This is a genomic window from Streptomyces zaehneri (genome assembly GCF_032248645.1).
Classification (GTDB): Bacteria; Actinomycetota; Actinomycetes; order Streptomycetales; family Streptomycetaceae; genus Streptomyces; species Streptomyces coriariae.
Map to the genome: position 1 here is coordinate 61197 of NZ_JASTTJ010000026.1, position 20314 is coordinate 81510.

The 20314-nt window shown below is 70.2% G+C and carries 19 protein-coding genes and 1 pseudogene; 11 read left to right on the top strand and 9 right to left on the bottom strand.

Features of this window, described 5'->3' with window-relative positions:
• Positions 1-64: 64 nt before the first annotated feature.
• The 3 genes from QQM72_RS33490 to QQM72_RS33500 form a co-directional block, all read right to left on the bottom strand.
• Entirely contained in the window at positions 65-790 is a 726-nt protein-coding gene (locus QQM72_RS33490) for a response regulator transcription factor (RefSeq protein ID WP_314224588.1), read from the bottom strand.
• A 375-nt stretch (positions 791-1165) separates the two neighbouring features.
• A complete protein-coding gene (gene acnA, locus QQM72_RS33495; protein WP_314224589.1) occupies positions 1166-3883 on the bottom strand; it encodes an aconitate hydratase AcnA in 2718 nt (905 codons plus the stop codon).
• A gap of 239 nt (positions 3884-4122) precedes the next feature.
• Complete coding sequence (locus QQM72_RS33500; RefSeq protein ID WP_314224590.1) at positions 4123-4380, bottom strand: hypothetical protein; 258 nt, start codon at positions 4378-4380, stop codon at positions 4123-4125.
• Between the two features lie 343 nt (positions 4381-4723).
• Here QQM72_RS33500 and QQM72_RS33505 point away from each other — a divergent pair, with 343 nt between their 5' ends.
• The 3 genes from QQM72_RS33505 to QQM72_RS33515 all read left to right on the top strand — a co-directional run bounded on the left by QQM72_RS33505 (position 4724) and on the right by QQM72_RS33515 (position 7002).
• The gene (locus QQM72_RS33505) at positions 4724-4924 is read left to right on the top strand and encodes a DUF4236 domain-containing protein (protein ID WP_314224591.1); all 201 of its coding nucleotides are present in this window, start codon (positions 4724-4726) and stop codon (positions 4922-4924) included.
• A gap of 64 nt (positions 4925-4988) precedes the next feature.
• Positions 4989-6518 carry a UDP-N-acetylglucosamine 1-carboxyvinyltransferase gene (locus QQM72_RS33510; protein ID WP_314224592.1) on the top strand — a complete coding sequence of 510 codons (1530 nt, stop codon included), beginning with the start codon at positions 4989-4991 and terminating at the stop codon, positions 6516-6518.
• 88 nt (positions 6519-6606) lie between these two features.
• Positions 6607-7002, top strand: coding sequence for a TOBE domain-containing protein (locus QQM72_RS33515; protein WP_054243411.1), 396 nt, complete (start codon positions 6607-6609; stop codon positions 7000-7002).
• A gap of 233 nt (positions 7003-7235) precedes the next feature.
• On the opposite strand, the gene QQM72_RS33520 is transcribed toward QQM72_RS33515, so the two are convergent.
• Together QQM72_RS33520 and QQM72_RS33525 are read right to left on the bottom strand one after the other, a co-directional pair.
• Positions 7236-7361, bottom strand: coding sequence for a hypothetical protein (locus tag QQM72_RS33520; protein ID WP_314224593.1), 126 nt, complete (start codon positions 7359-7361; stop codon positions 7236-7238).
• 40 nt (positions 7362-7401) lie between these two features.
• A complete protein-coding gene (locus tag QQM72_RS33525; RefSeq protein ID WP_314224594.1) occupies positions 7402-7842 on the bottom strand; it encodes a molybdopterin-dependent oxidoreductase in 441 nt (146 codons plus the stop codon).
• A gap of 276 nt (positions 7843-8118) precedes the next feature.
• Here QQM72_RS33525 and QQM72_RS33530 point away from each other — a divergent pair.
• The 4 genes and pseudogenes from QQM72_RS33530 to QQM72_RS33545 all read left to right on the top strand — a co-directional run bounded on the left by QQM72_RS33530 (position 8119) and on the right by QQM72_RS33545 (position 11456).
• Positions 8119-8507 (top strand): annotated as a pseudogene (locus tag QQM72_RS33530) (TOBE domain-containing protein).
• Positions 8508-8566: 59 nt separating this feature from the next.
• Complete coding sequence (gene modA / locus QQM72_RS33535) at positions 8567-9394, top strand: molybdate ABC transporter substrate-binding protein (RefSeq protein WP_314224595.1); 828 nt, start codon at positions 8567-8569, stop codon at positions 9392-9394.
• Entirely contained in the window at positions 9391-10251 is an 861-nt protein-coding gene (gene modB, locus QQM72_RS33540) for a molybdate ABC transporter permease subunit (RefSeq protein WP_314224596.1), read from the top strand. The genes modA and modB overlap by 4 nt, the downstream gene beginning before the upstream one ends.
• Positions 10248-11456 (top strand): ABC transporter ATP-binding protein, encoded by a 1209-nt coding sequence (locus tag QQM72_RS33545; protein ID WP_314224597.1) that lies wholly within the window; start codon positions 10248-10250, stop codon positions 11454-11456. The genes modB and QQM72_RS33545 overlap by 4 nt, the downstream gene beginning before the upstream one ends.
• 489 nt (positions 11457-11945) lie before the next feature.
• On the opposite strand, the gene QQM72_RS33550 is transcribed toward QQM72_RS33545, so the two are convergent.
• Complete coding sequence (locus QQM72_RS33550; protein WP_314224598.1) at positions 11946-12374, bottom strand: DUF6299 family protein; 429 nt, start codon at positions 12372-12374, stop codon at positions 11946-11948.
• Positions 12375-12604: 230 nt separating this feature from the next.
• Between QQM72_RS33550 and QQM72_RS33555 the strand changes: the two genes are divergently transcribed.
• Complete coding sequence (locus tag QQM72_RS33555) at positions 12605-12808, top strand: DUF5999 family protein (protein ID WP_314224599.1); 204 nt, start codon at positions 12605-12607, stop codon at positions 12806-12808.
• Positions 12809-13072: 264 nt separating this feature from the next.
• Here the strand turns inward: QQM72_RS33555 and QQM72_RS33560 are convergent, their stop codons facing one another.
• Both QQM72_RS33560 and QQM72_RS33565 read right to left on the bottom strand, forming a co-directional pair.
• On the bottom strand, positions 13073-13471 hold the full coding sequence (locus tag QQM72_RS33560) for a RidA family protein (RefSeq protein ID WP_314224600.1): 399 nt from the start codon (positions 13469-13471) through the stop codon (positions 13073-13075).
• A complete protein-coding gene (locus QQM72_RS33565; RefSeq protein ID WP_314224601.1) occupies positions 13468-14631 on the bottom strand; it encodes an acyl-CoA dehydrogenase family protein in 1164 nt (387 codons plus the stop codon). The genes QQM72_RS33560 and QQM72_RS33565 overlap by 4 nt, the downstream gene beginning before the upstream one ends.
• A gap of 32 nt (positions 14632-14663) precedes the next feature.
• Here QQM72_RS33565 and QQM72_RS33570 point away from each other — a divergent pair, with 32 nt between their 5' ends.
• From QQM72_RS33570 to QQM72_RS33580, 3 genes are all read left to right on the top strand, one after another.
• Entirely contained in the window at positions 14664-14966 is a 303-nt protein-coding gene (locus tag QQM72_RS33570) for a hypothetical protein (RefSeq protein ID WP_314224602.1), read from the top strand.
• 241 nt (positions 14967-15207) lie between these two features.
• Positions 15208-16965 carry an AMP-binding protein gene (locus tag QQM72_RS33575; protein WP_314224603.1) on the top strand — a complete coding sequence of 586 codons (1758 nt, stop codon included), beginning with the start codon at positions 15208-15210 and terminating at the stop codon, positions 16963-16965.
• Positions 16962-17789 (top strand): PaaX family transcriptional regulator, encoded by an 828-nt coding sequence (locus tag QQM72_RS33580; RefSeq protein ID WP_314224604.1) that lies wholly within the window; start codon positions 16962-16964, stop codon positions 17787-17789. The genes QQM72_RS33575 and QQM72_RS33580 overlap by 4 nt, the downstream gene beginning before the upstream one ends.
• A gap of 135 nt (positions 17790-17924) precedes the next feature.
• On the opposite strand, the gene QQM72_RS33585 is transcribed toward QQM72_RS33580, so the two are convergent.
• Positions 17925-20312, bottom strand: coding sequence for a bifunctional salicylyl-CoA 5-hydroxylase/oxidoreductase (locus QQM72_RS33585; protein WP_314224605.1), 2388 nt, complete (start codon positions 20310-20312; stop codon positions 17925-17927).
• Between the last annotated feature and the right edge of the window lie 2 nt (positions 20313-20314).

Here is a 20314-nt window from a genome sequence, read left to right on the forward strand (position 1 = left end):
GCACCGGCAGACCGAACCTCCCTCGAACCGGCACCCTGCGGGCGGAGGTTGCTCGGACGAATCCTCATCTTCCGTCCTCCACCGGCCTGATGGCGTACCCGAGCCCCCGCACGGTGTGGATCATGGGTGGGCGGCCTCGGTCGAGCTTGCGGCGCAGGCTCGAGATGTACACCTCGACGAGGTTTCCGCCGCCGTCGAAGGAGCTGGTCCAGACGTGGTCGAGGATCTGTGTCTTGCTCAGGACCTGCCGCGGGTGCGCCATCAGCAGGCTGAGCAGCTCGAACTCCTTGGCGGTCAGGGCGATCCGCGAACCGTCCCGATGTACCTCGCGGGACTCGCCGGTCACCACCAGGTCGCCAAGAACGCGTACGGAGTGGTCGGTGCGGCTCCGTTCGGCACCAGACCGGCGCAACAGCCCTCGCAGTCGCAGCACGACCTCCTCCAGCGAGAACGGTTTCGTGACGTAGTCGTCGGCCCCGTTCGCCAACCCGTCGATGCGGAACTCCAGGGCGTCGCGGGCGGTGAGCATGAGGATGGGCAGCTCGGGGTTCTCGTAGCGCAGACGGCGCAGCACCTGGATGCCGTCGAGGTCGGGCAGCATGCCGTCGAGGACGACGGCGTGCGGAGCGCAGCCGCGCGCGATCCTGAGCGCGCTGTGTCCGTCGGCGGCCGGGTAGGGGCGCCAGCCCGCCTCGGTGACGGCCACGGAGAGCACTTCGGTGAGCGCGGGCTCGTCGTCGACGATCAGAACACGGACCCGTCCGCTTCGGGTACCGGAGATGCCAGCCATGTCCTGATCCTGTCCCGGTTGGCTGGGGGAACCCTGTGCTCCGACTGAGCCGAAGCCGTGTGAACCGGGGTTCTTCGGGTTTCTTCCCACCTGGGCCGGCCCTTGACGGCGCACGGTTTCCCTTCCCGGGCCCCGGACAGGCCCGCCGACTGCCAGATGCCAGATGCCAGATGCCACGACCCAAAGGGGCATCGGCACCGGGCGGCTACAGGGTCCGGCGTCCGGGCGGCACGGCGGAGGGCCGCACCCCCGCCGACGGGGATGCGGCCCTCCACTACCGGGCCGTGCTGCTTGCCCTACCGCTTGCTGAACCGCTGCTCGATCCGTTGCGGAACCGCTTGCCAAGATCGGTTGCGGAACCGCTTGCCCGATCGCTTACTTACGGATCAGGCTGCGCAGCACGTACTGCAGGATGCCGCCGTTGCGGTAGTAGTCCGCCTCACCGGGGGTGTCGATGCGGACGACCGCGTCGAACTCCACGCCGGTGTCGGTGGTGACCTTGACCGTAGCGGGGGTGGTGCCGTCGTTCAGCTCGGTGATGCCGGCGATGGAGAAGGCCTCCTCGCCGGTCAGGCCGAGGGTCTCGGCGGACTGGCCCGCCGGGTACTGCAGCGGGATGACGCCCATGCCGATGAGGTTCGAGCGGTGGATGCGCTCGTAGGACTCGGCGATGACGGCCTTGACGCCGAGCAGTGCGGTGCCCTTGGCGGCCCAGTCGCGGGACGAGCCGGAGCCGTACTCCTTGCCGGCCAGGATGACCAGCGGGATGCCCTGCTCGATGTAATTGCGCGAGGCGTCGTAGATGAACGACACCGGCGCGTCGGCCTGGGTGAAGTCGCGGGTGTAACCGCCTTCCGTCCCCGGCGCGACCTGGTTGCGCAGGCGGATGTTGGCGAAGGTGCCGCGGATCATGACCTCGTGGTTGCCTCGGCGCGAGCCGTAGGAGTTGAAGTCACGTCGCTCGATGCCGTGCTCGGTGAGGTACTTGCCCGCCGGGGTGTCGGCCTTGATGGCGCCGGCCGGGGAGATGTGGTCGGTGGTGACCGAGTCGCCCAGCTTGGCCAGGACGCGCGCGTCGGCGATGTCGGAGACCGGGGTGGTCTCCATCGTCATGCCCTCGAAGTAGGGGGGCTTGCGGACGTAGGTCGACTCGGCGTCCCACTCGAAGGTGTTGCCGGTCGGGATCGGCAGCGCCTGCCACTGGGCGTCGCCCGCGAAGACGTCCTGGTAGGACTTGTTGAACATGTCCTCGCCGATGGCGTTCGCCACGACGTCGTTGACCTCGGCCTCGGAGGGCCAGATGTCGGCCAGGAAGACCGGCTTGCCCTCCTGGTCGACACCGAGCGCGTCGCGCGTGATGTCCACCTTCATGGAGCCCGCGAGGGCGTACGCGACGACCAGCGGCGGGGAGGCCAGGTAGTTCATCTTGACGTCGGGGTTGATCCGGCCCTCGAAGTTCCGGTTGCCGGAGAGGACCGAGGTGACCGCGAGGTCGTGGTCGTTGACGGCCTTGGAGACCTCCTCCGGCAGCGGGCCGGAGTTTCCGATGCAGGTGGTGCAGCCGTAGCCGACGAGGTTGAAGCCGACCTTGTCGAGGTACGGGGTGAGGCCGGCCTTGTCGAAGTAATCGGTTACGACCTTCGAACCCGGGGCGAGCGTGGTCTTGACCCACGGCTTGCGGGTCAGGCCCTTCTCCACGGCCTTCTTCGCGACGAGCGCGGCGGCGACCATGACGTACGGGTTGGAGGTGTTGGTGCAGGAGGTGATGGCCGCGACCGTCACCGCACCGTGGTCGATCTCGTACGTCGAGCCGTCGGGGGCGGTCACGGTGACCGGGTTGGACGGGGCGCCGTTGGGGTGGTTGGCCGGGGCGTCGGAGGCCGGGAAGGACTCCTTGCCCGCCTCGTCGGCGGTGTCGACGTAGTTGCGTACGTCCGTCTTGAACTGCTCGGCGGCGTTCGCGAGGACGATGCGGTCCTGCGGACGCTTCGGGCCGGCGATGGACGGGACCACCGTGGAGAGGTCCAGCTCGAGCTTCTCGGAGAAGTCCGGCTCGGCCTGCGGGTCCAGCCAGAGGCCCTGCTGCTTGGCGTACGCCTCGACGAGCGCGACCTGCTGCTCGGAGCGGCCGGTGAGCTTGAGGTACTTCAGCGTCTCGTCGTCGATCGGGAAGATCGCGGCGGTGGAGCCGAACTCCGGCGACATGTTGCCGATGGTGGCGCGGTTCGCGAGCGAGGTGGCGGCGACGCCCTCGCCGTAGAACTCGACGAACTTGCCGACGACACCGTGCTTGCGGAGCATCTCGGTGATGGTCAACACGAGGTCGGTGGCGGTGGTGCCGGGGGGGAGCTCACCGGTGAGCTTGAAGCCCACGACGCGCGGGATCAGCATCGAAACCGGTTGCCCGAGCATCGCGGCCTCGGCCTCGATGCCGCCGACGCCCCAGCCGAGGACGCCGAGGCCGTTGACCATGGTGGTGTGCGAGTCGGTGCCGACCAGGGTGTCGGGGTAGGCCTGCCCGTTACGGACCATGACCGTGCGAGCGAGGTGCTCGATGTTCACCTGGTGGACGATGCCGGTGCCCGGCGGGACGACCTTGAACTCGTCGAACGCGGTCTGGCCCCAGCGCAGGAACTGGTAGCGCTCCTTGTTGCGGCCGTACTCCAGCTCGACGTTCTGGGCGAAGGCCTCGTTGGTGCCGAACTTGTCGGCGATGACGGAGTGGTCGATGACCAGCTCGGCCGGGGCCAGCGGGTTGATCTTCGCCGCGTCGCCGCCGAGCTCCTTGACGGCCTCACGCATGGTGGCGAGGTCGACGACACAGGGCACGCCGGTGAAGTCCTGCATGATCACGCGGGCCGGCGTGAACTGGATCTCCTGCGACGGCTGGGCCTGGGAGTCCCAGTTGCCGAGCGCACGGATGTGGTCGGCGGTGATGTTCGCGCCGTCCTCGGTACGGAGCAGGTTCTCCAGCAGCACCTTCAGGCTGTACGGAAGGCGAGCCGAGCCTTCCACCTTGTCCAGCCGGAAGATCTCGTACGACTCGTCGCCCACCTGCAGCGTGCTGCGGGCGTCGAAGCTGTTCGCCGACACGACAGTCTCCTTCATTGATGTGCGCTTACCACCGCATCCTGCCGCCACGCAGACTTGGCCGATCCGCTAAGGTCAGGCTAAGTTAGGCAACCCTTACCAGGGTGGCGGCTGCGGGGCGCCTCGGCAGATATCTCGATGTCGAGATAACTCTAGTACATGGGGGCTGAATGGTCATGCCCGGGCTCGCTGACGGCCCCCGGGGAAAGCCGGATGCCGTACTCGGCCGGCCCGGCCGACAGCTACCGCCGGGAAGCGCTGACGAGTATGCCGCCGGTGAAGCGCACGTCGTCCGTGACCTCGGCCACGCACCGCGCGGGCGGCAGATCCGGCGTCCGGCGCTCGCTCCGCCTGAGCGGCAACCGCGTTCCCTCCAGAGAGCGGTCCCGGATCAAGCGGTCCCGGATCAGCCGGGTAACCGCTATCGCCGAAGGTTTCGGAGGATCGGCCAGCAGAAACCGTTTCTCCCGCTCGCTTCGCGCGTACTCCTGCTCCCTCACGGAATCAGTTTCCGTCCCAGCCGCTCCGATCCGGCCCACCCCAGCCCGGCCCGTCCCGGCCGCGAAGGATCCGAACCGGCCTTCCGGAAGGCAGGCTCCCCACGGCATCCTCACCCCTCTTCCCTCCGACCAGGTGGCGGAGGTGCTGGCCAGGATCGGAGCCGCGATCGACGCGAGGGGCGGCAGCTTCACCGCCCGGTGCGCGACGGTGGCGGTGACGGCGGTGCGGACATCGACGCCTGAACGAGCTTCAGGGTGACGGGCATTGGAGGCGCACCGGTCATGGGCCCGCCGAGTCGGGGTAGACGTGTGCGAACAGACGGCACGCGACGAAGGAGGCTCGATGCCCCTCACTGTCCGCAAGAGTTTCCGCATCCTCCCCGGGGTGCGACTGAACATCAATCGCCATTCCTGGTCGATCACGACCGGAGGCGGCAAGCACGGACCGCGTCACACACACAGCAGCACCGGACGTCGTACGACATCTGTCGATTTGCCCGGACCTTTCGGATGGCGGCGCACCCGTAAGGACAGGCACCATTGACGAGACGTCACCCGAACGGACCACCCGAGAGGCGCCATCTCATATCTGAGATAACCTCAACCTCATGGCAGACGACTACCTCGTACGCATCGGCAAGCTCATCCGTGACGCCCGGCAGCATCGGGGCTGGACACAAGCGCAGCTGGCCGAGGCGCTCGCAACCAGCCAGAGTGCCGTCAACCGCATCGAGCGAGGCAACCAAAACATCAGCCTTGAGATGATCGCTCGAATCGGTGAAGCCCTGGACAGTGAAATCGTCTCTCTGGGCTACGCGGGACCGATGCACCTGCGGGTCGTGGGCGGCCGTCGGCTGTCCGGCGCGATCGACGTGAAAACCAGCAAGAACGCCTGCGTGGCCCTGCTGTGCGCCTCGCTGCTCAACCAGGGGCGCACGGTGCTGCGCCGGGTCGCCCGGATCGAGGAGGTCTACCGCCTCCTCGAGGTCCTGAACTCCATCGGCGTACGGACCCGTTGGATCAACGACGGTGTCGACCTGGAGATCGTTCCGCCGGCCGAGCTGGACATGGCCGCGATCGATGCCGAGGCCGCCGTACGCACCCGTTCCATCATCATGTTCCTCGGTCCGCTGCTGCACCGGATGAACCACTTCAAGTTGCCGTACGCCGGTGGCTGCGACCTCGGGACGCGGACCATCGAGCCGCACATGATCGCGCTGCGCCGGTTCGGGCTGGAGGTCGCGGCGACGGAGGGGCAGTACCACGCCGTCGTCGACCGCGCCGTCCGCCCGGACCGGCCGATCGTGCTGACCGAGCGCGGGGACACGGTTACCGAAAACGCTCTGCTGGCCGCCTCCCGGTACGACGGTGTAACCGTTATCCGCAACGCCTCTTCCAACTACATGGTCCAGGACCTGTGTTTCTTCCTGGAGGCGCTCGGGGTGCGGGTCGAGGGCATCGGCAGCACCACGCTCACCGTGCACGGCGTGCCGAACATCAACGTCGACGTCGACTACTCGCCGTCCGAGGACCCGGTGGAGGCGATGAGCCTGCTGGCCGCCGCCGTCGTCACGGAGTCGGAGCTGACGGTGCGCCGGGTCCCCATCGAGTTCCTGGAGATCGAGCTCGCGGTCCTGGAGGAGATGGGGCTCGACCACGACCGTACGCCGGAGTACCCGGCCGACAACGGCCGCACCCGGCTTATCGACCTCACCGTCCGGCCCTCCAAGCTGGAGGCGCCGATCGACAAGATCCACCCGATGCCCTTCCCCGGGCTGAACATCGACAACGTCCCGTTCTTCGCGGCCATCGCGGCCGTCGCGCAGGGCAAGACCCTCATCCACGACTGGGTCTACGACAACCGCGCGATCTACCTGACCGACCTGAACCGGCTCGGCGGACGACTCCAACTCCTCGACCCGCACCGGGTGTTGGTCGAGGGCCCGACGCGCTGGCGGGCCGCCGAGATGATGTGCCCGCCGGCCCTGCGTCCCGCGGTGGTCGTGCTGCTGGCGATGATGGCGGCGGAGGGCACGTCGGTGCTGCGCAACGTGTACGTCATCAACCGCGGTTACGAGGACCTCGCCGAGCGGCTGAACTCCGTCGGCGCGCAGATCGAGATCTTCCGGGACATCTGACCGGCGAGTGCCGCCGCATCTTCTTCGACCCGCACGAGCGCACCCCTGGGCACGGTCGGGTGGCTGTTGATCGCCTATCTTGGCGCCTATGCAGTCCTACACGATCGGCCAGGCGGCGCGTCTGCTCGGGGTGAGTCCGGATACCGCGCGGCGGTGGGCGGACGCGGGCCGGGTGGCCACCCACCGGGACGAGGGCGGGCGACGCCTCATCGACGGCAGGGATCTGGCTGCCTTCTCGGTGGAGCTGGCCAAGGGCGGTGGCGGCGAGGAGGGTGCCTCGTACACCTCGGTCCGCAACGCCTTTCCCGGCATCGTCACGGCCGTGAAACTCGGTGATGTAGCCGCCCAGGTGGAGATCCAGGCCGGGCCGCATCGGCTGGTTTCCCTGCTGACGCGGGAGGCCGTGGAGGAACTGGGGCTGGAGGTCGGAGTGGAGGCCACCGCCCGGGTGAAGTCGACGAACGTGCACATCGACCGGACCTGAGAGCGCGGCACAGCCGTGGCCGCCACCGTTCGCGCGTGGCGGTGACCGGACGGACGGCGACCGCCGCGCAGTGACAGGCCCACCCCGGTGCCGCCCGTCGCAGCGCGCTCGGCCAGTACCTCGGCCCCTCGAGATCCTCGCCGTCGTTGTCGCGACCGCGACGGCGACGGCGACGGCGACGGCGGTGACACCGTCTCCCGTCTCCCGTCTCCCGCCCAGATGCGGCAGGTGCGTCAGGTGCGGCCCGCCTGGACCGGCAGTGCAGTCCGGCTGTCTCCGGTGCCGTAGCCGAGGGCGTACGGCACCTGGTGGGGCCGGTGCTGGACGATCAGGACGTCCGTCGGCTCCGCCCGGCTCACGGGGTGCCCTCCGTCGTCGCCGCGCTGGTGCCGGTCGGCGTCACGTCCACGAGGTGTAGCCGCCGTCCACGTGGATCGCGCTGACGCCGCTGATGTGCCGGGCACCGCAGCGGTCCTGCGGAAGGACGAGCTGGGGTCCGGCGCGGTCGAGCGGGGTGTCGTCGATGGTGACCGCGAGGAGGACGGGCGCACGCCCGAAGTCGGGGTCGATCTCCGCCCAGGACAGCAGGGCGTGGTGACCGTCCGCGCCGGACACCGCGATCAGGAAGCGCAGACGGTCCTTGCGCCGGGCCGCGTCGAAGCCGGGGCCGGCGTCAGCGAGGACCTCGTGCAGCAGCGGTCCGGTGAAGCGGTGGTGCCGGACGCCACGGGTGGCGCACTCGAAGGCCACCTCGGCCCGGTGCTGCGGCCAGCCGAGCAGATCGGGCACGGTGAGTCTGGCCGGCCGGGTCAGGTCGCCGGCGAGGACCACTTCCGCCACCGGACCGACAGCCGTACCGGCGGCCGGACCGACAGCCGTACTGACAGCCGTACCGGCGGCTGTTTCAGCAGTTGTTTCAGCAGTTGTTTCAGCGACTGTGCCGGCGGTCGTACCGGCGGCTGCGAGGGACTGGGGCACGGGCTACCACCTCCTGGATGACCGTACCCGGGCACGCCTGTCGTGCAAACGCACATGCCACCCGCCCCGATCCGATCTCCGGCTCATGCGAAGCGACAGGAAGCTTTCACCTCGCATCTGCGGAAGTATCATCAGCGCATGCACACCTACCGGATCGGGGACGCTGCCGCCTTGCTCGGTGTCACCGCCGACACCCTGAGGCGCCTGGTCGACGGCGGGAAACTCACCGCCGAACGCGACGAGCTGGGCCGCCGGATCATCCCGGGGACGGCCCTCGCGGCCTACGCCCGCCAGGTGAACCGCGCGGGATGGGGGTCCACCGGCTCCTCGGCCCGCAACCGTCTTTCCGGCATCGTCACCGACGTGCCTCCTCGGGGACGTGCCGGCGCAGGTGGAGATCCAGGCCCGGACCCTTCCGGGTGGTGGCGCTGGTCAGCCGCGGGTCGGCCGATGAACTGAAGCTGGAGCCCGGTGTTCCGGCGGTTGCCGTGATCAAGTCGACCGACGTGGTCGTCGAGAGACCGTGAATGGTCCGCCAGGACCACACGTGATTGTGTCCGTCAGGACCAGAGGGAGTGGACCCGTGATGACCCGTACCGCGCGCCGGACCGGCCGGCCGATGCAGGTGGCCGCCCTGGGAGTCAGCGCGCTGCTGGCCCTGAGCGCCTGTTCGTCGTCCGACGACTCCTCGTCGACGGACTCCGGCTCCTCCGCGTCCGCGTCCGCGTCGGACCAGTTGTCCGGCACGGTCACCGTGTTCGCCGCGGCCTCCCTCAAAGAGAGCTTCACGGCGCTGGGCAGGGAGTTCGAGGAGGCGCACCCCGGCACGAAGGTCACCTTCAGCTTCGGCGGCAGCGACTCCCTCGCCGCGAGTATCACCGGCGGTGCCCCGGCGGACGTGTTCGCGTCCGCCAGCCCCAAGACGATGGCGATCGTGACGGACGCGGGGGACGCCTCGGGGACGCCCGCCACCTTCGTCCGCAACCAGCTGGAGATCGCCACCCTGCCGGGCAACCCCGACAAGATCGCCTCCCTCGAGGACCTCACCAAGTCGAGTCTCAAGGTCGTGCTGTGCGACAAGACGGTGCCCTGCGGCGCCGCCGCCCAGAAGGCCCTTGAGGCGAGCAAGCTGAAGCTCACCCCCGTCTCCTACGAGCAGGACGTCAAGGCCGCCCTGACCAAGGTGGAGCTGAAGGAGGCCGACGCGGCCGTCGTCTACAAGACGGATGTGCACGCCGCGGGTGACAAGGTGGAGGGCGTGGAGTTCCCCGAATCGGCCGATGCCATCAACGACTACCCGATCGTCCAGCTCAAGGACACCAAGAACGCTGACGCCGCCAAGGCGTTCATCGCGCTGGTGCAGTCCGTCGAGGGCCAGAAGGTCCTGACCGAGGCCGGGTTCCTCCAGCCGTGACCCTCCCTGCCGGCAAGTCCGACGTCGCGGCCGACACCGTCCGGGGTGGGCCGCGGCGTCGGCGTGTCCGGGCCGAGGTGCGCGGCGTGCCGCTGCCCCTGCTGGTACCCGCGCTGATCGGTGTGGCGTTTCTGGTCGTGCCGCTGATCGCCCTGCTGGTACGGGCCCCGTGGCGCAGCCTGCCCGAGCTGCTGACCAGCGCCGAGGTGTGGCAGGCGCTCCGGTTGTCGCTGGTCTGCGCCACCGCCGCCACCGCCGTGAGTCTGGTCGTCGGTGTCCCGCTGGCCTGGTTGCTGGCCCGCGTCGAGTTCCCCGGGCGCGGCCTCGTCCGGGCGCTCGTCACCCTGCCACTCGTCCTGCCGCCGGTGGTCGGCGGTGTGGCCCTGCTGATGGCGCTGGGCCGCAACGGCATCGTGGGCAAGACGCTGGATTCCTGGTTCGGCGTCACGCTGCCGTTCACCACCGCCGGGGTCGTGGTCGCCGAGGCGTTCGTCGCCATGCCGTTCCTCGTCATCAGCGTCGAGGGCACCCTGCGCGCCGCCGACCCGCGCTACGAGGAGGCGGCCGCCACCCTCGGCGCCTCCCGTTTCACCGCGTTCCGCCGGGTCACGCTGCCGTTGATCGCGCCGGGCATCGCGGCCGGCGCGGTCCTTGCGTGGGCCCGGGCGCTGGGCGAGTTCGGTGCGACGATCACCTTCGCCGGCAACTTCCCCGGCCGCACCCAGACCATGCCGTTGGCCGTGTATCTGGCCCTTCAGAGCGACCCGGAGGCCGCTATCGCCCTCAGCCTGGTCCTGCTGGCCGTGTCCGTCGCGGTGCTGGCGGGCCTGCGCGACCGTTGGATGACAGCGGGATGACCGAGCCCAAGCCCAAGCCCAAGCCCGAGCGCGAGCCCGAGCCCGAGGAAGCCGCCGCCGACTCCCGGGCCGTCCGCGACGTACACGGCGTCCGCGACGTACACGGGGTCCGCCCCGCCGGTACGTTCACGGACGGACTCGATGTCCGCCGCGCCGACGCGCCCGCGGACGGGCTCGACGCCCATCTGGTCGTGCAGCGCGGCGCGTTCCGGCTCGACGTGGCGCTGAGCGTGGCGCCGGGTGAGGTGGTCGCCCTGCTCGGTCCGAACGGCGCGGGGAAGACCACCGCGCTGCGCGCCCTCGCCGGTCTGACACCGCTCACCGGAGGCCGGCTACGGCTGGACGGCAGCACGTTGGACGGTACGCCGCCGGAGTCCCGCCCGGTCGGTGTCGTCTTCCAGGACTACCTGCTCTTCCCGCATCTGACCGCCCTGGACAACGTGGCCTTCGGGCCGCGCTGCCAGGGCGCCACGAAGGCGGAGGCCCGTGCCCAGGCCGCCGAGTGGCTGGACCGGCTGGGTCTGGCGGCGCACGCCGGCGCCAAGCCGCGCAGGCTGTCCGGGGGCCAGGCCCAGCGGGTCGCCCTGGCCCGTGCACTGGCGACCCGACCGCGGCTGTTGCTCCTGGACGAGCCACTGGCGGCCCTGGACGCCCGCACCCGACTGGAGGTTCGCGCCCAACTCCGCCGCCACCTGGCCGAGTTCGAGGCCGTCGCCGTCCTGGTCACGCACGATCCGCTGGACGCCATGGTGCTCGCCGACCGACTCGTCGTCGTCGAGCACGGGCGGGTCGTCCAGGAGGGCGCGCCGTCCGACATCGCACGCCATCCCCGTACGGACTACATCGCCCAGCTGGTCGGCCTGAACCTCTACCGAGGCGAGGCCGACGGTCACACCGTCCGCCTCGACGCCGGCCCGCCCATCACCACCACCGAGGTCCTGTCCGGCCCGGTGTTCGTGGCGTTCCCTCCGAGCGCGGTCACCCTCTACCGCGACCGCCCGACCGGCGCCAGCGCCCGCAACCTGTGGCACTGCGAGGTCGCCGGCCTGGAGACCCACGGCGACCAGATCCGTGCCGACCTCACCGGCGAACTCCCGCTCGCCGCGGACCTCACGACGGTCGCCGCGGCCGAACTCGATCTGCACCCGGGGGCACGGGTCTGGGCGGCGGTGAAGGCCACACAGACCCACGCTTACCCGGTCTGACACGACGCCGGGAGCGGGCTCGTCCAGGGCCGGAAGCGATCGGACGCGTTTGGGGAGCAGTCCTGGTCGGCCGGAGGCGGTCGGGAGCAGTCCACGTCGGTCGGACGCGGTCGGGTCCGGTCCGTATCCGCCGGGACCGATCTGCCCGGTCCGCATCTGCCCGGCCCGCATCTGCCCGGCCTGCATCTGCCGGACCGAACCTGCCGGGCCGCACCTACCGGGACCGGTCCGGACCGAGCCAAGCCGAGTTCCGAAGGTGGGCCCGGTTCGGCCGGGTGGCCCGGTTCGGCCGGGTGGCCCGGTTCGGCCGGGTGAACCGGGTGGAACCAGTGGCGCTGACCGCGCGGGCCGGCTCGATCGAAATTTCCGGGCCCCGCCTTGGCGGGCGGCCTCCGCGGACCTACGACGCCAGAAGCTTCGGGCCTTGTGACAGGCCCGCCGCTCACGGCGCGGTGCCCGTCAAGGGGCCCGCCACCCAGGACCGGCCGCTCAGCGGGCGATCAGCGCGACGTCCCGCTCCTGCGCCGCGTGGAAGCGGGGCAGCGGCAGGCTGCCCTGGGGGCGGAGCTCCAGCAGCGTGGCCTCGACGTGGGCCGCACCGGGTTCGAGGCCGGTCGGACTGGCCTTGCCACTGTTCTTCCAGGCGTGCTCGGCGCCGTCGCACACGGCACGGGTGCCGCCGATGCCGTGCCGTACCTTGCCGGATCCCTGGCCGACGGAGGAGCTGACGAAGACGGGACCCGTGTTGCCGAGACAGCGGTAGGTGCCCGAGAGGGTGATGGTGCCGTCCGAGGCGATGCTGCCGACCCGGTCGACGGTGACGGACTCCGACGGATCGGCGGTGGCCGTGACCGTCGGGGCGGCGAGCAGGAGCAGTACGGCACCGACGGCCGCGGAGAGGGCGGGACGCGACGACATGGGAGAACCTCCTGTTGTGGGGGCCTCCACAGGTACCGGGCGGGCGCGTCCGGTGCGGTGATCGTCACTCCTTCGGTGGCGAGTCCGCACCTGTCGTCGGCGAACGGTCCTGGAGTTGTCCTGGCGCTGTCACGCTTGCGGGCACTCTCTGGCGATGCGGGCGGGACGGGCGCATGGTCTGTCCATGGGGGCCGACCGGACGGCCGACCCCACCGACGTGGAGGTGCTCCATGTGTTCTCACCAGCTTCCCAGCGCTTCTGCCGACGCCCGGCCGGTCCACCTCGCGCACATCGTCGCCGCCCACCCCGAGCAGGGGTGGAACCTGCTGTGCGACGGCACCATCGTCTTCGACGACTCGGGCGAACTGCTGCCCGACGGCCGGATCGTGGACCCGCACCGGGTGACCGCAGGAGCCCTGGCCGTCGCTGCCTGACCTTGATCATCGGGGCGCGCCCGGCGACCAGCCGCCAGCCCAGGCGTCGGGTGATCTCGGCCATGCCCTCCACCGAAGCCGGTTGCTGATGCCGGTTACCGAACCCGGATACCGAGCCGGGTTGCTGATACCGGTTACCGGGCCGGGTTGCTGATACCGGTTACCGAGCCGGGTTGCTGATACCGGTTACGGAAACGGGTCACGAAATCGGGTCGCTGATACCCGTTAGGGAAACGCGTCTCTGATACCGGTCACTGGCCCGGTTCACTCGATTACCGCGAACCCGTCCAGTTCGACGAGCGCCTGCTCGTCCCAGAGTCGTACGATCCCGACGACCGCCATCGCCGGATAGTCGCGACCCGCCAACTCCCGCCAGATCGCGCCCAGTTCAGCAGCCCTCTCGCGATACGCGGCGACATCCGTGACGTAGACCGTGACGCGCGCCAGGTCCGACGCCGAACCGCCCGCCGCCGTCAGCGCGGCCAGCAGATTCGTCAGCGCCCGGGTGAACTGTTCCGGCAGCGACTCCCCCACGATCTTCCCGTCGGCGTCGAGTGCGGTCTGGCCGGCCAGGAAGACGATCCGCTCGCCGGCGGCGACGACGGCATGGGAGAAGCCGAGGGGCGGGGAGAGTTCGGGCGGGTTGACGCGTTCGACGGTCACCTGGCCTCCAGGTCGGCGAGTTCCGTGAGTTCGGCGAGTTCGGCGAGTTCCGCGTACAACTCCCTTGCGATGATGCCGCGTTGGACCTCACTTGCACCCTCGTAGATCCGCGGCGCGCGCACCTCCCGGTAGAGGTGCTCGAGCAGGTGGCCGCGGCGCAGGGCCCGTGCGCCATGGAGTTGGACGGCCGTGTCGACGACGTACTGCGCGGTCTCGGTGGCGAACAGTTTGGCCATCGCGACACGCTTCGGGACGTCCGGGGCTCCGCTGTCGTACGCCGACGCCGCGGCGTGGACCATCAGACGCGCGGCCTCCGTACGCAGGGCCATCTCGGCGACCTGGTGCGCCACCGTCTGAAGGTCGCTCAACTTGCCGCCGAAGGCATCCCGCCGGACGGTGTGTTCCAGGGTCGCGTCGAGGGCGGCCTGTGCCATACCGACGGCGAAGGCACCGACGCTGGGCCGGAACAGGTTGAGGGTGCCCATGGCGACCCGGAAACCACGGTCGGGTTCGCCGAGCACGTCGTCCGCCGTGACCGGAACGGCATCGAAGCCGAGAGCGCCGACGGGGTGCGGGGAGAGCATGTCGAGGGCGGAGCCGGTGAGTCCGACGCGATCGGCGGGGACGAGGAAAGCGGTCACGCCCCGGGCGCCTGCTCCCAGGGTCGTACGGGCGAAGACGGTGTAGAAGTCGGCCTCAGGAGCATTGGAGATCCAGCATTTCTCCCCGGTGAGCCGCCAGCCGTGCGGTCCGTCCCGCTCGGCGGCCAGGGACAGGGCCGCCGCGTCCGAGCCCGCGCCCGGCTCGCTCAGGGCGAAGGCGGCGATCGCGGTGCCGTCGGTGACGCGGGGCAGCCAGTGCTGCCGCTGGGCGGGGCTGCCGTGGGCGTGGACCGGATGCGCGCCCAGCCCTTGCAGCGCGAGCGCGGTCTCCGCCTCCGTGCAGGCATAGGCGAGGGACTCGCGCATCAGACAGAGGTCGACGGCACCGGAGGTGAACAGTCGCGGCAGCAGACCGAGCCGACCGAGTGCGGCGACGAGCGGACGGTTGACGCGACCCGGCTCACCCTTGTCGGCGAGTGGGCGCAGCCGTTCGGCGGCAAGGGCACGCAGTTCGGCGCACCAGGCGGCCTGTGCCGGTTCGAGCGAGAATGCGGACATCGCCTGTCCCCTCTGGCGTACGTGACCTGCTGTTGCTGTTACTTCCTCTTCTGTTACTGCTGTTCGCTGTTCTTTTCCCTGCTGTTCCTGTTTCTGCTGTTCCTGTTTCTGTCCTTGCTGTTTCCGGCGCTGCTGTTTCTGTCCTTGCTGTTTCCGGCGCTGCTGTTTCCGGCGTTGCCGATTCCGCTTGCTTGTTTCCGCTGCGCTTGTCCCTGCCGTTCGCGGTCTCTGCTCCGCCTGTTTCTGCTCCGCCTGTTTCTGCTCCGCCTGTTTCTGCTCCGCCTGTTTCTGCTCTGCTGTTTCCGCTGCGCCTGACTTGCCGCAACTGCGTCTGACTTTCCGCAACCGTTTCTGCCGGTCCGGACCGGGCTGCCGGACCGGCCCTGTCGTGTCTGCTCCTGGCGGGTTCGTGTCTCGCACCTCCCGCCCGGCCGGTTACGTCTCTCCCCCCCCCCGACGGTATCGCGTACTGTTGACTGTCGTCACCAACGCGCTACGCTCCTTGCGCGACCCCAAGACGACGCCCGCCCGGGCAGCCCAGCCGGACAGTCCATCCAGGCAAGGGGGCGAACGCCCATGAACGTCTCGGCCCACGTCGACACCTTCGCGCGCGACCACCTTCCACCGCCCGGCCACTGGCCCGACCTCCGTTTCGATCTGCCCGAGCTGGCCTACCCCGATCGGGTGAACTGCGCCGCCGAGCTGCTCGACCACACCGCCCCGGACCGGCCCGTGTTCCACACCGGCTCCGGGCCGTCCTGGACGTATGGCGAGCTGCGGGCCCGCGTCGACCGGATCGCGCATCTGCTCAGCGGCGATCTCGGAGTCGTCCCCGGCAACCGTGTGCTGCTGCGCGGTCCCACGACGCCCTGGCTGGCGGCCTGCTGGCTGGCGGTGCTGAAGGCGGGCGCGATCGCGGTCACGGTTCTGGCCCAGCAACGGCCGAACGAGCTGCGCACCATGTGCGAGATCGCCCGGGTGGAGCACGCACTCTGCGACATCAGGGCCGTGGACGACCTCGCCAGGGCGGCGATACCCGGGCTCCGGATCACGACGTACGGCGGTGACGCACCCGACGACCTGCTGAACCGGTCGGCGCCGCAAGAGCGGTATCAGGCTGTCGAAACCGCTTCCGACGACGTGGCGCTGATCGCCTTCACCTCCGGCACCACCGGCCGCCCGAAAGGCTGTCTGCACTTTCACCGGGACGTACTGGCGATCGCCGACACCTTCTCACGGCACATACTGAAACCGCTTCCGGACGATGTCTTCGCCGGCAGTCCCCCGCTCGGTTTCACCTTCGGCCTCGGCGGGCTGGTCGTCTTCCCGATGCGGGCCGGCGCCAGCTCGCTGCTGCTCGAACAGGCGGGCCCCCGGCAGCTGTTGCCCGCGATCGCCGCGCATCGGGTTACCGTGCTGTTCACAGCTCCCACCGCCTATCGCGCAATGCTCGACGACCTGAACAGCCTGAACGACCTGATCGGCCCGAACGACCCGAACGGCCCGAACGGGCCGGCACGCACCGAGACGCAGGACCTCTCCTCGCTGCGCCGTTGCGTCTCCGCCGGCGAGAACCTCCCCGCCGCCACCTGGCGGGCCTGGCACGAGCGGACCGGGCTCCGACTGATCAACGGCATCGGCGCCACCGAACTGCTGCACATCTTCATCTCGGCCGCCGACGAAGACATCCGGCCCGGCACGACCGGTGTCCCCGTCCCCGGCTGGCACGCGCGCGTGCAGGACCCCGGCGGAAGGCCCGTGCCCGACGACGAGCCCGGACTGCTCGCCGTGCGCGGCCCGGTCGGCTGCCGCTACCTCGCCGACCCGCGTCAGCAGCAGTACGTGCGCGACGGCTGGAACGTCACCGGCGACACCTATGTCCGTGAGGCCGACGGCTACTTCCGGTACGTCGCCCGCGCCGACGACATGATCATCTCGGCCGGGTACAACATCGCGGGGCCCGAGGTCGAGGAGGCGCTGCTGCGGCACCCGGACGTGGTCGAGGCGGCGGTCGTGGGACGGCCCGACGAGCAACGGGGGCAGGTGGTCGTCGCGTTCGCCGTCCTGCGCACGGGCGCGCGGCGCGACGCGGAGGCACTGCGCGCCTTCCTCAAGGAGGAGTTGGCACCGTACAAGTGCCCGCGCGAGTTCGTCTTCCTGGCCGCGCTGCCGCGCACGGCGACCGGAAAACTCCAGAGATTCAGGCTGCGCGCCGAAGGCCACAGCGACAACCACACGACAACCACGGCGACAACCACCACGACAACCACAGCGAAGATCACGTCGGTGATCACACCAATAGTGACCAGCACTGATACCGAAGACCTAAGATGATCAACGTGTCCGACCAGCCCGCCCCCCGGTCTCTCATCGTCACGCTCTACGGCGCCTACGGCCGCTTCGCACCGGGCCCGGTGCCCGTTGCCGAGCTCATCCGGCTGCTAGCCGCGGTCGGTGTCGACGCGCCCTCCGTACGCTCCTCGGTGTCCCGGCTGAAGCGGCGCGGACTGCTGCTGCCGGCCCGCACGGCGCAGGGCGCGGCGGGATACGAACTGTCTGACGAGGCAAGACAGTTGCTCGACGACGGCGACCGGCGCATCTATGCCACGGCCCCGCCGGCGGACGAGGGCTGGGTGCTGGCGGTGTTCTCCGTGCCGGAGTCGGAGCGGCAGAAGCGGCACGTGCTGCGGTCGCGGCTCGCGGGCCTGGGGTTCGGCACCGCCGCACCGGGGGTGTGGATCGCGCCGGCGCGGCTGCACGACGAGGCCCGGCACACCCTCCGACGGCTGCGCCTCGATCCGTACGTCGACCTCTTCCGCGGCGAGCATCTCGGCTTCTCGCCGACCGTCGAGTCCGTCGCCCGCTGGTGGGACCTGGCGGCCATCGCCAAGGAGCACGAGACGTTCCTCGACGGCCACGAGCGCGTGCTGCACGCCTGGCGGCAGCGTCCTGACACGCCGCCGGAGGAGGCCTACCGGGACTACCTCCTCGCCCTGGACTCCTGGCGTCACCTGCCCTACACCGACCCCGGCCTGCCCGCCGACCTGCTGCCCGAGGGCTGGCCGGGCACCCGTTCGGCGGCCGTGTTCCGGGGACTGCACGAGCGGCTGCGGGACGCGGGGGCACAGTTCGCGGGAGTGACCCCGCACGCGCCATGAGTCACTCAGTCGAACCTCAGCCTCTTTGACCGGTCCTCTCAGATTCCCTACCTACCGTTCCACGGGTGGACGACGGCCCCCTCCGGCACCCCGGACACCCCAGGCACCCCAGGCACCCCGGACACCCCAGGCACCTCAACTCGTCATCGTCAGACGTGGTTTGGGTGCGTCCGTGCGTCCGGTGCGCGGTGGCCTGCTGCCCGCACGATAGGGGGCGGGCCAGTCGGCGCCCGGGCCGGTGTAGCCCTGCTCGGCGGCCGCGTGCAGGGTCCAGTTCGGGTCGTAGAGGTGCGGTCGGGCGAGGGCGCAGAGGTCCGTTCGGCCCGCCAGGATCAGTGAGTTGACGTCGTCCCAGGAGGAGATCGCGCCGACCGCGATCACGGGCACGCGCACCTCGTGCCGTATCCGGTCCGCGAACGGTGTCTGGTACGAGCGGCCGAACTCGGGCCGTTCCTCGGCCACCACCTGGCCGGTCGACACATCGATCGCGTCGACGCCGTGCGCGGCGAAGGCTCGGGCGATCTCGACGGCGTCGTCGGCCGAAGTGCCGCCCTCGGCCCAGTCGGTGGCGGAGATGCGGACGGTCATCGGTCGTTCCGCGGGCCATACCGCGCGGACCGCGTCGAAGACCTCCAGTGGGAAGCGCAGCCGCCTGGCGAGCGAGCCTCCGTAGGCGTCGGTCCGGAGGTTGGTCAGCGGGGAGAGGAAGCCGGACAGCAAGTAGCCGTGGGCGCAGTGCAGTTCGAGCAAGTCGAAGCCGGACCGGGCGGCGCGTACGGCAGCTGCCACGAACTCCTGTCGAAGGTCGGTGAGTTGGGCTCGGGTGAGCGCGCGGGGAAGTTGACCGGCCGGCTTGTACGGCAGCGGGGATGCGGCCACCAGCGGCCAGTTGCCTTCGGGCAGTGGTTCGTCCATCCCCTCCCACATCAGCCTCGTCGAGCCCTTCCGCCCGGAGTGGCCGAGTTGGACGCCGACAGCGGTGCCGGGCGCCCGGTCGTGCACGAAGTCGGTGACTCGGCGCCATGCGTCGGCCTGGCGGCCGGTGTAGAGGCCGGTGCAGCCGGGCGTGATGCGTCCCTCGGGGGACACGCACACCATCTCGGTCATCACCAGTGCGGCTCCGCCCAGGGCGCGGGCGCCGAGGTGGACGAGGTGGAAGTCGCCGGGGAGTCCGTCGGCGGCCGAGTACATGTCCATGGGCGAGACGACGACCCGGTTGCGCAGGGTCAGGCCGCGCAGCCGGAACGGGGTGAACATCGGGGGCGTGCCGGGCGGACAGCCGAACTCGCGCTCGACGGCGTCGGTGAAGCGGGGGTCGCGCAGACGCAGGTTGTCGTGGGTGACGCGGCGGCTGCGGGTGAGCAGGTTGAAGGCGAATCGGCGGGGCGGCTGGTCGAGGTAGAGGCCGATGTTCTCGAACCACTCCAGGCTGGCGCGGGCGGCCCGCTGGGTGGAGGCGACGACGGGCCTGCGCTCCTCCTCATAGGCGGTCAACGCGGTTCGCAGATCGGGGTGTTCGTGCAGGCAGGCCGCGAGCGCCAGGGCGTCCTCGACGGCGAGCTTGGTGCCGGAACCGATGGAGAAGTGGGCGGTGTGGGCGGCATCGCCCAGCAGGACGATGTTGCCGTGCGACCAGCGCTCGTTGACGACCGTCCGGAACGTGGTCCAGGCGGAGTGGTTGGACCCCAGCGAACGTCCGCCGAGGGCGTCCGCGAAGATCTTGGCGCAGCGCTCGACCGACTCCTGTTCGTCGAGTTCGTCGAAACCGGTTGCCCGCCATACCTCCTCGCGCATCTCGACGATCACGGTCGAGGCGTCGGGCGCGTAGGGGTATCCGTGCAGTTGCATCACTCCGTGCGGGGTCTCGGCGATCTCGAAGCGGAAGGCGTCGAAGGCGAAGTCCGCGGCGAGCCAGATGTAGCGGCAGCGGTGGCCGGTCACCCGGGGGCGGAACACCTGGGCGTACGCCTCGCGGGTGGTGCTGTGCACACCGTCGGCGGCGATGACGAGGTCGTGCTCCTCCGCCAGCCGGGCCGGGTCCGGAGCCTCGGCGCGGAAGCGCAGGTCGACGCCGAGGGAGCGGCAGCGTGCGTGCAGGATCTCCAGGAGTCTGCGCCGGCCGAGGGCGGCGAAGCCGTGTCCGGTGGAGGTGTGCCGGGTGTTGCGGCGCACGATGTCGATGTCGTCCCAGCGGACGAAGTCCTGCTGGAGGGCGGCGTAGACCTGCGGGTCGGCGTGTTCGATGCCGCCGAGGGTCTCGTCGGAGAGGACGACCCCGAAGCCGAAGGTGTCGTCGGGGGCGTTGCGTTCCCAGAGGGTGATCTCGCGGGCGGGGTCGAGGCGTTTCAGCAGGGCCGCGGCGTAGAGACCGCCGGGGCCGCCGCCGATGACCGCGATGCGCCGGAGGTGGCCGGTGCCGTCGTGCGAGGGCGGGCCGCCCGCTGCCGGTCGCGGCCCGCCGTGGAGGCGCGGGTCGGCTCCGCCCGGTGCCGTGGACGCCGGTGTCCGCGCGTCGGTCGTCATGG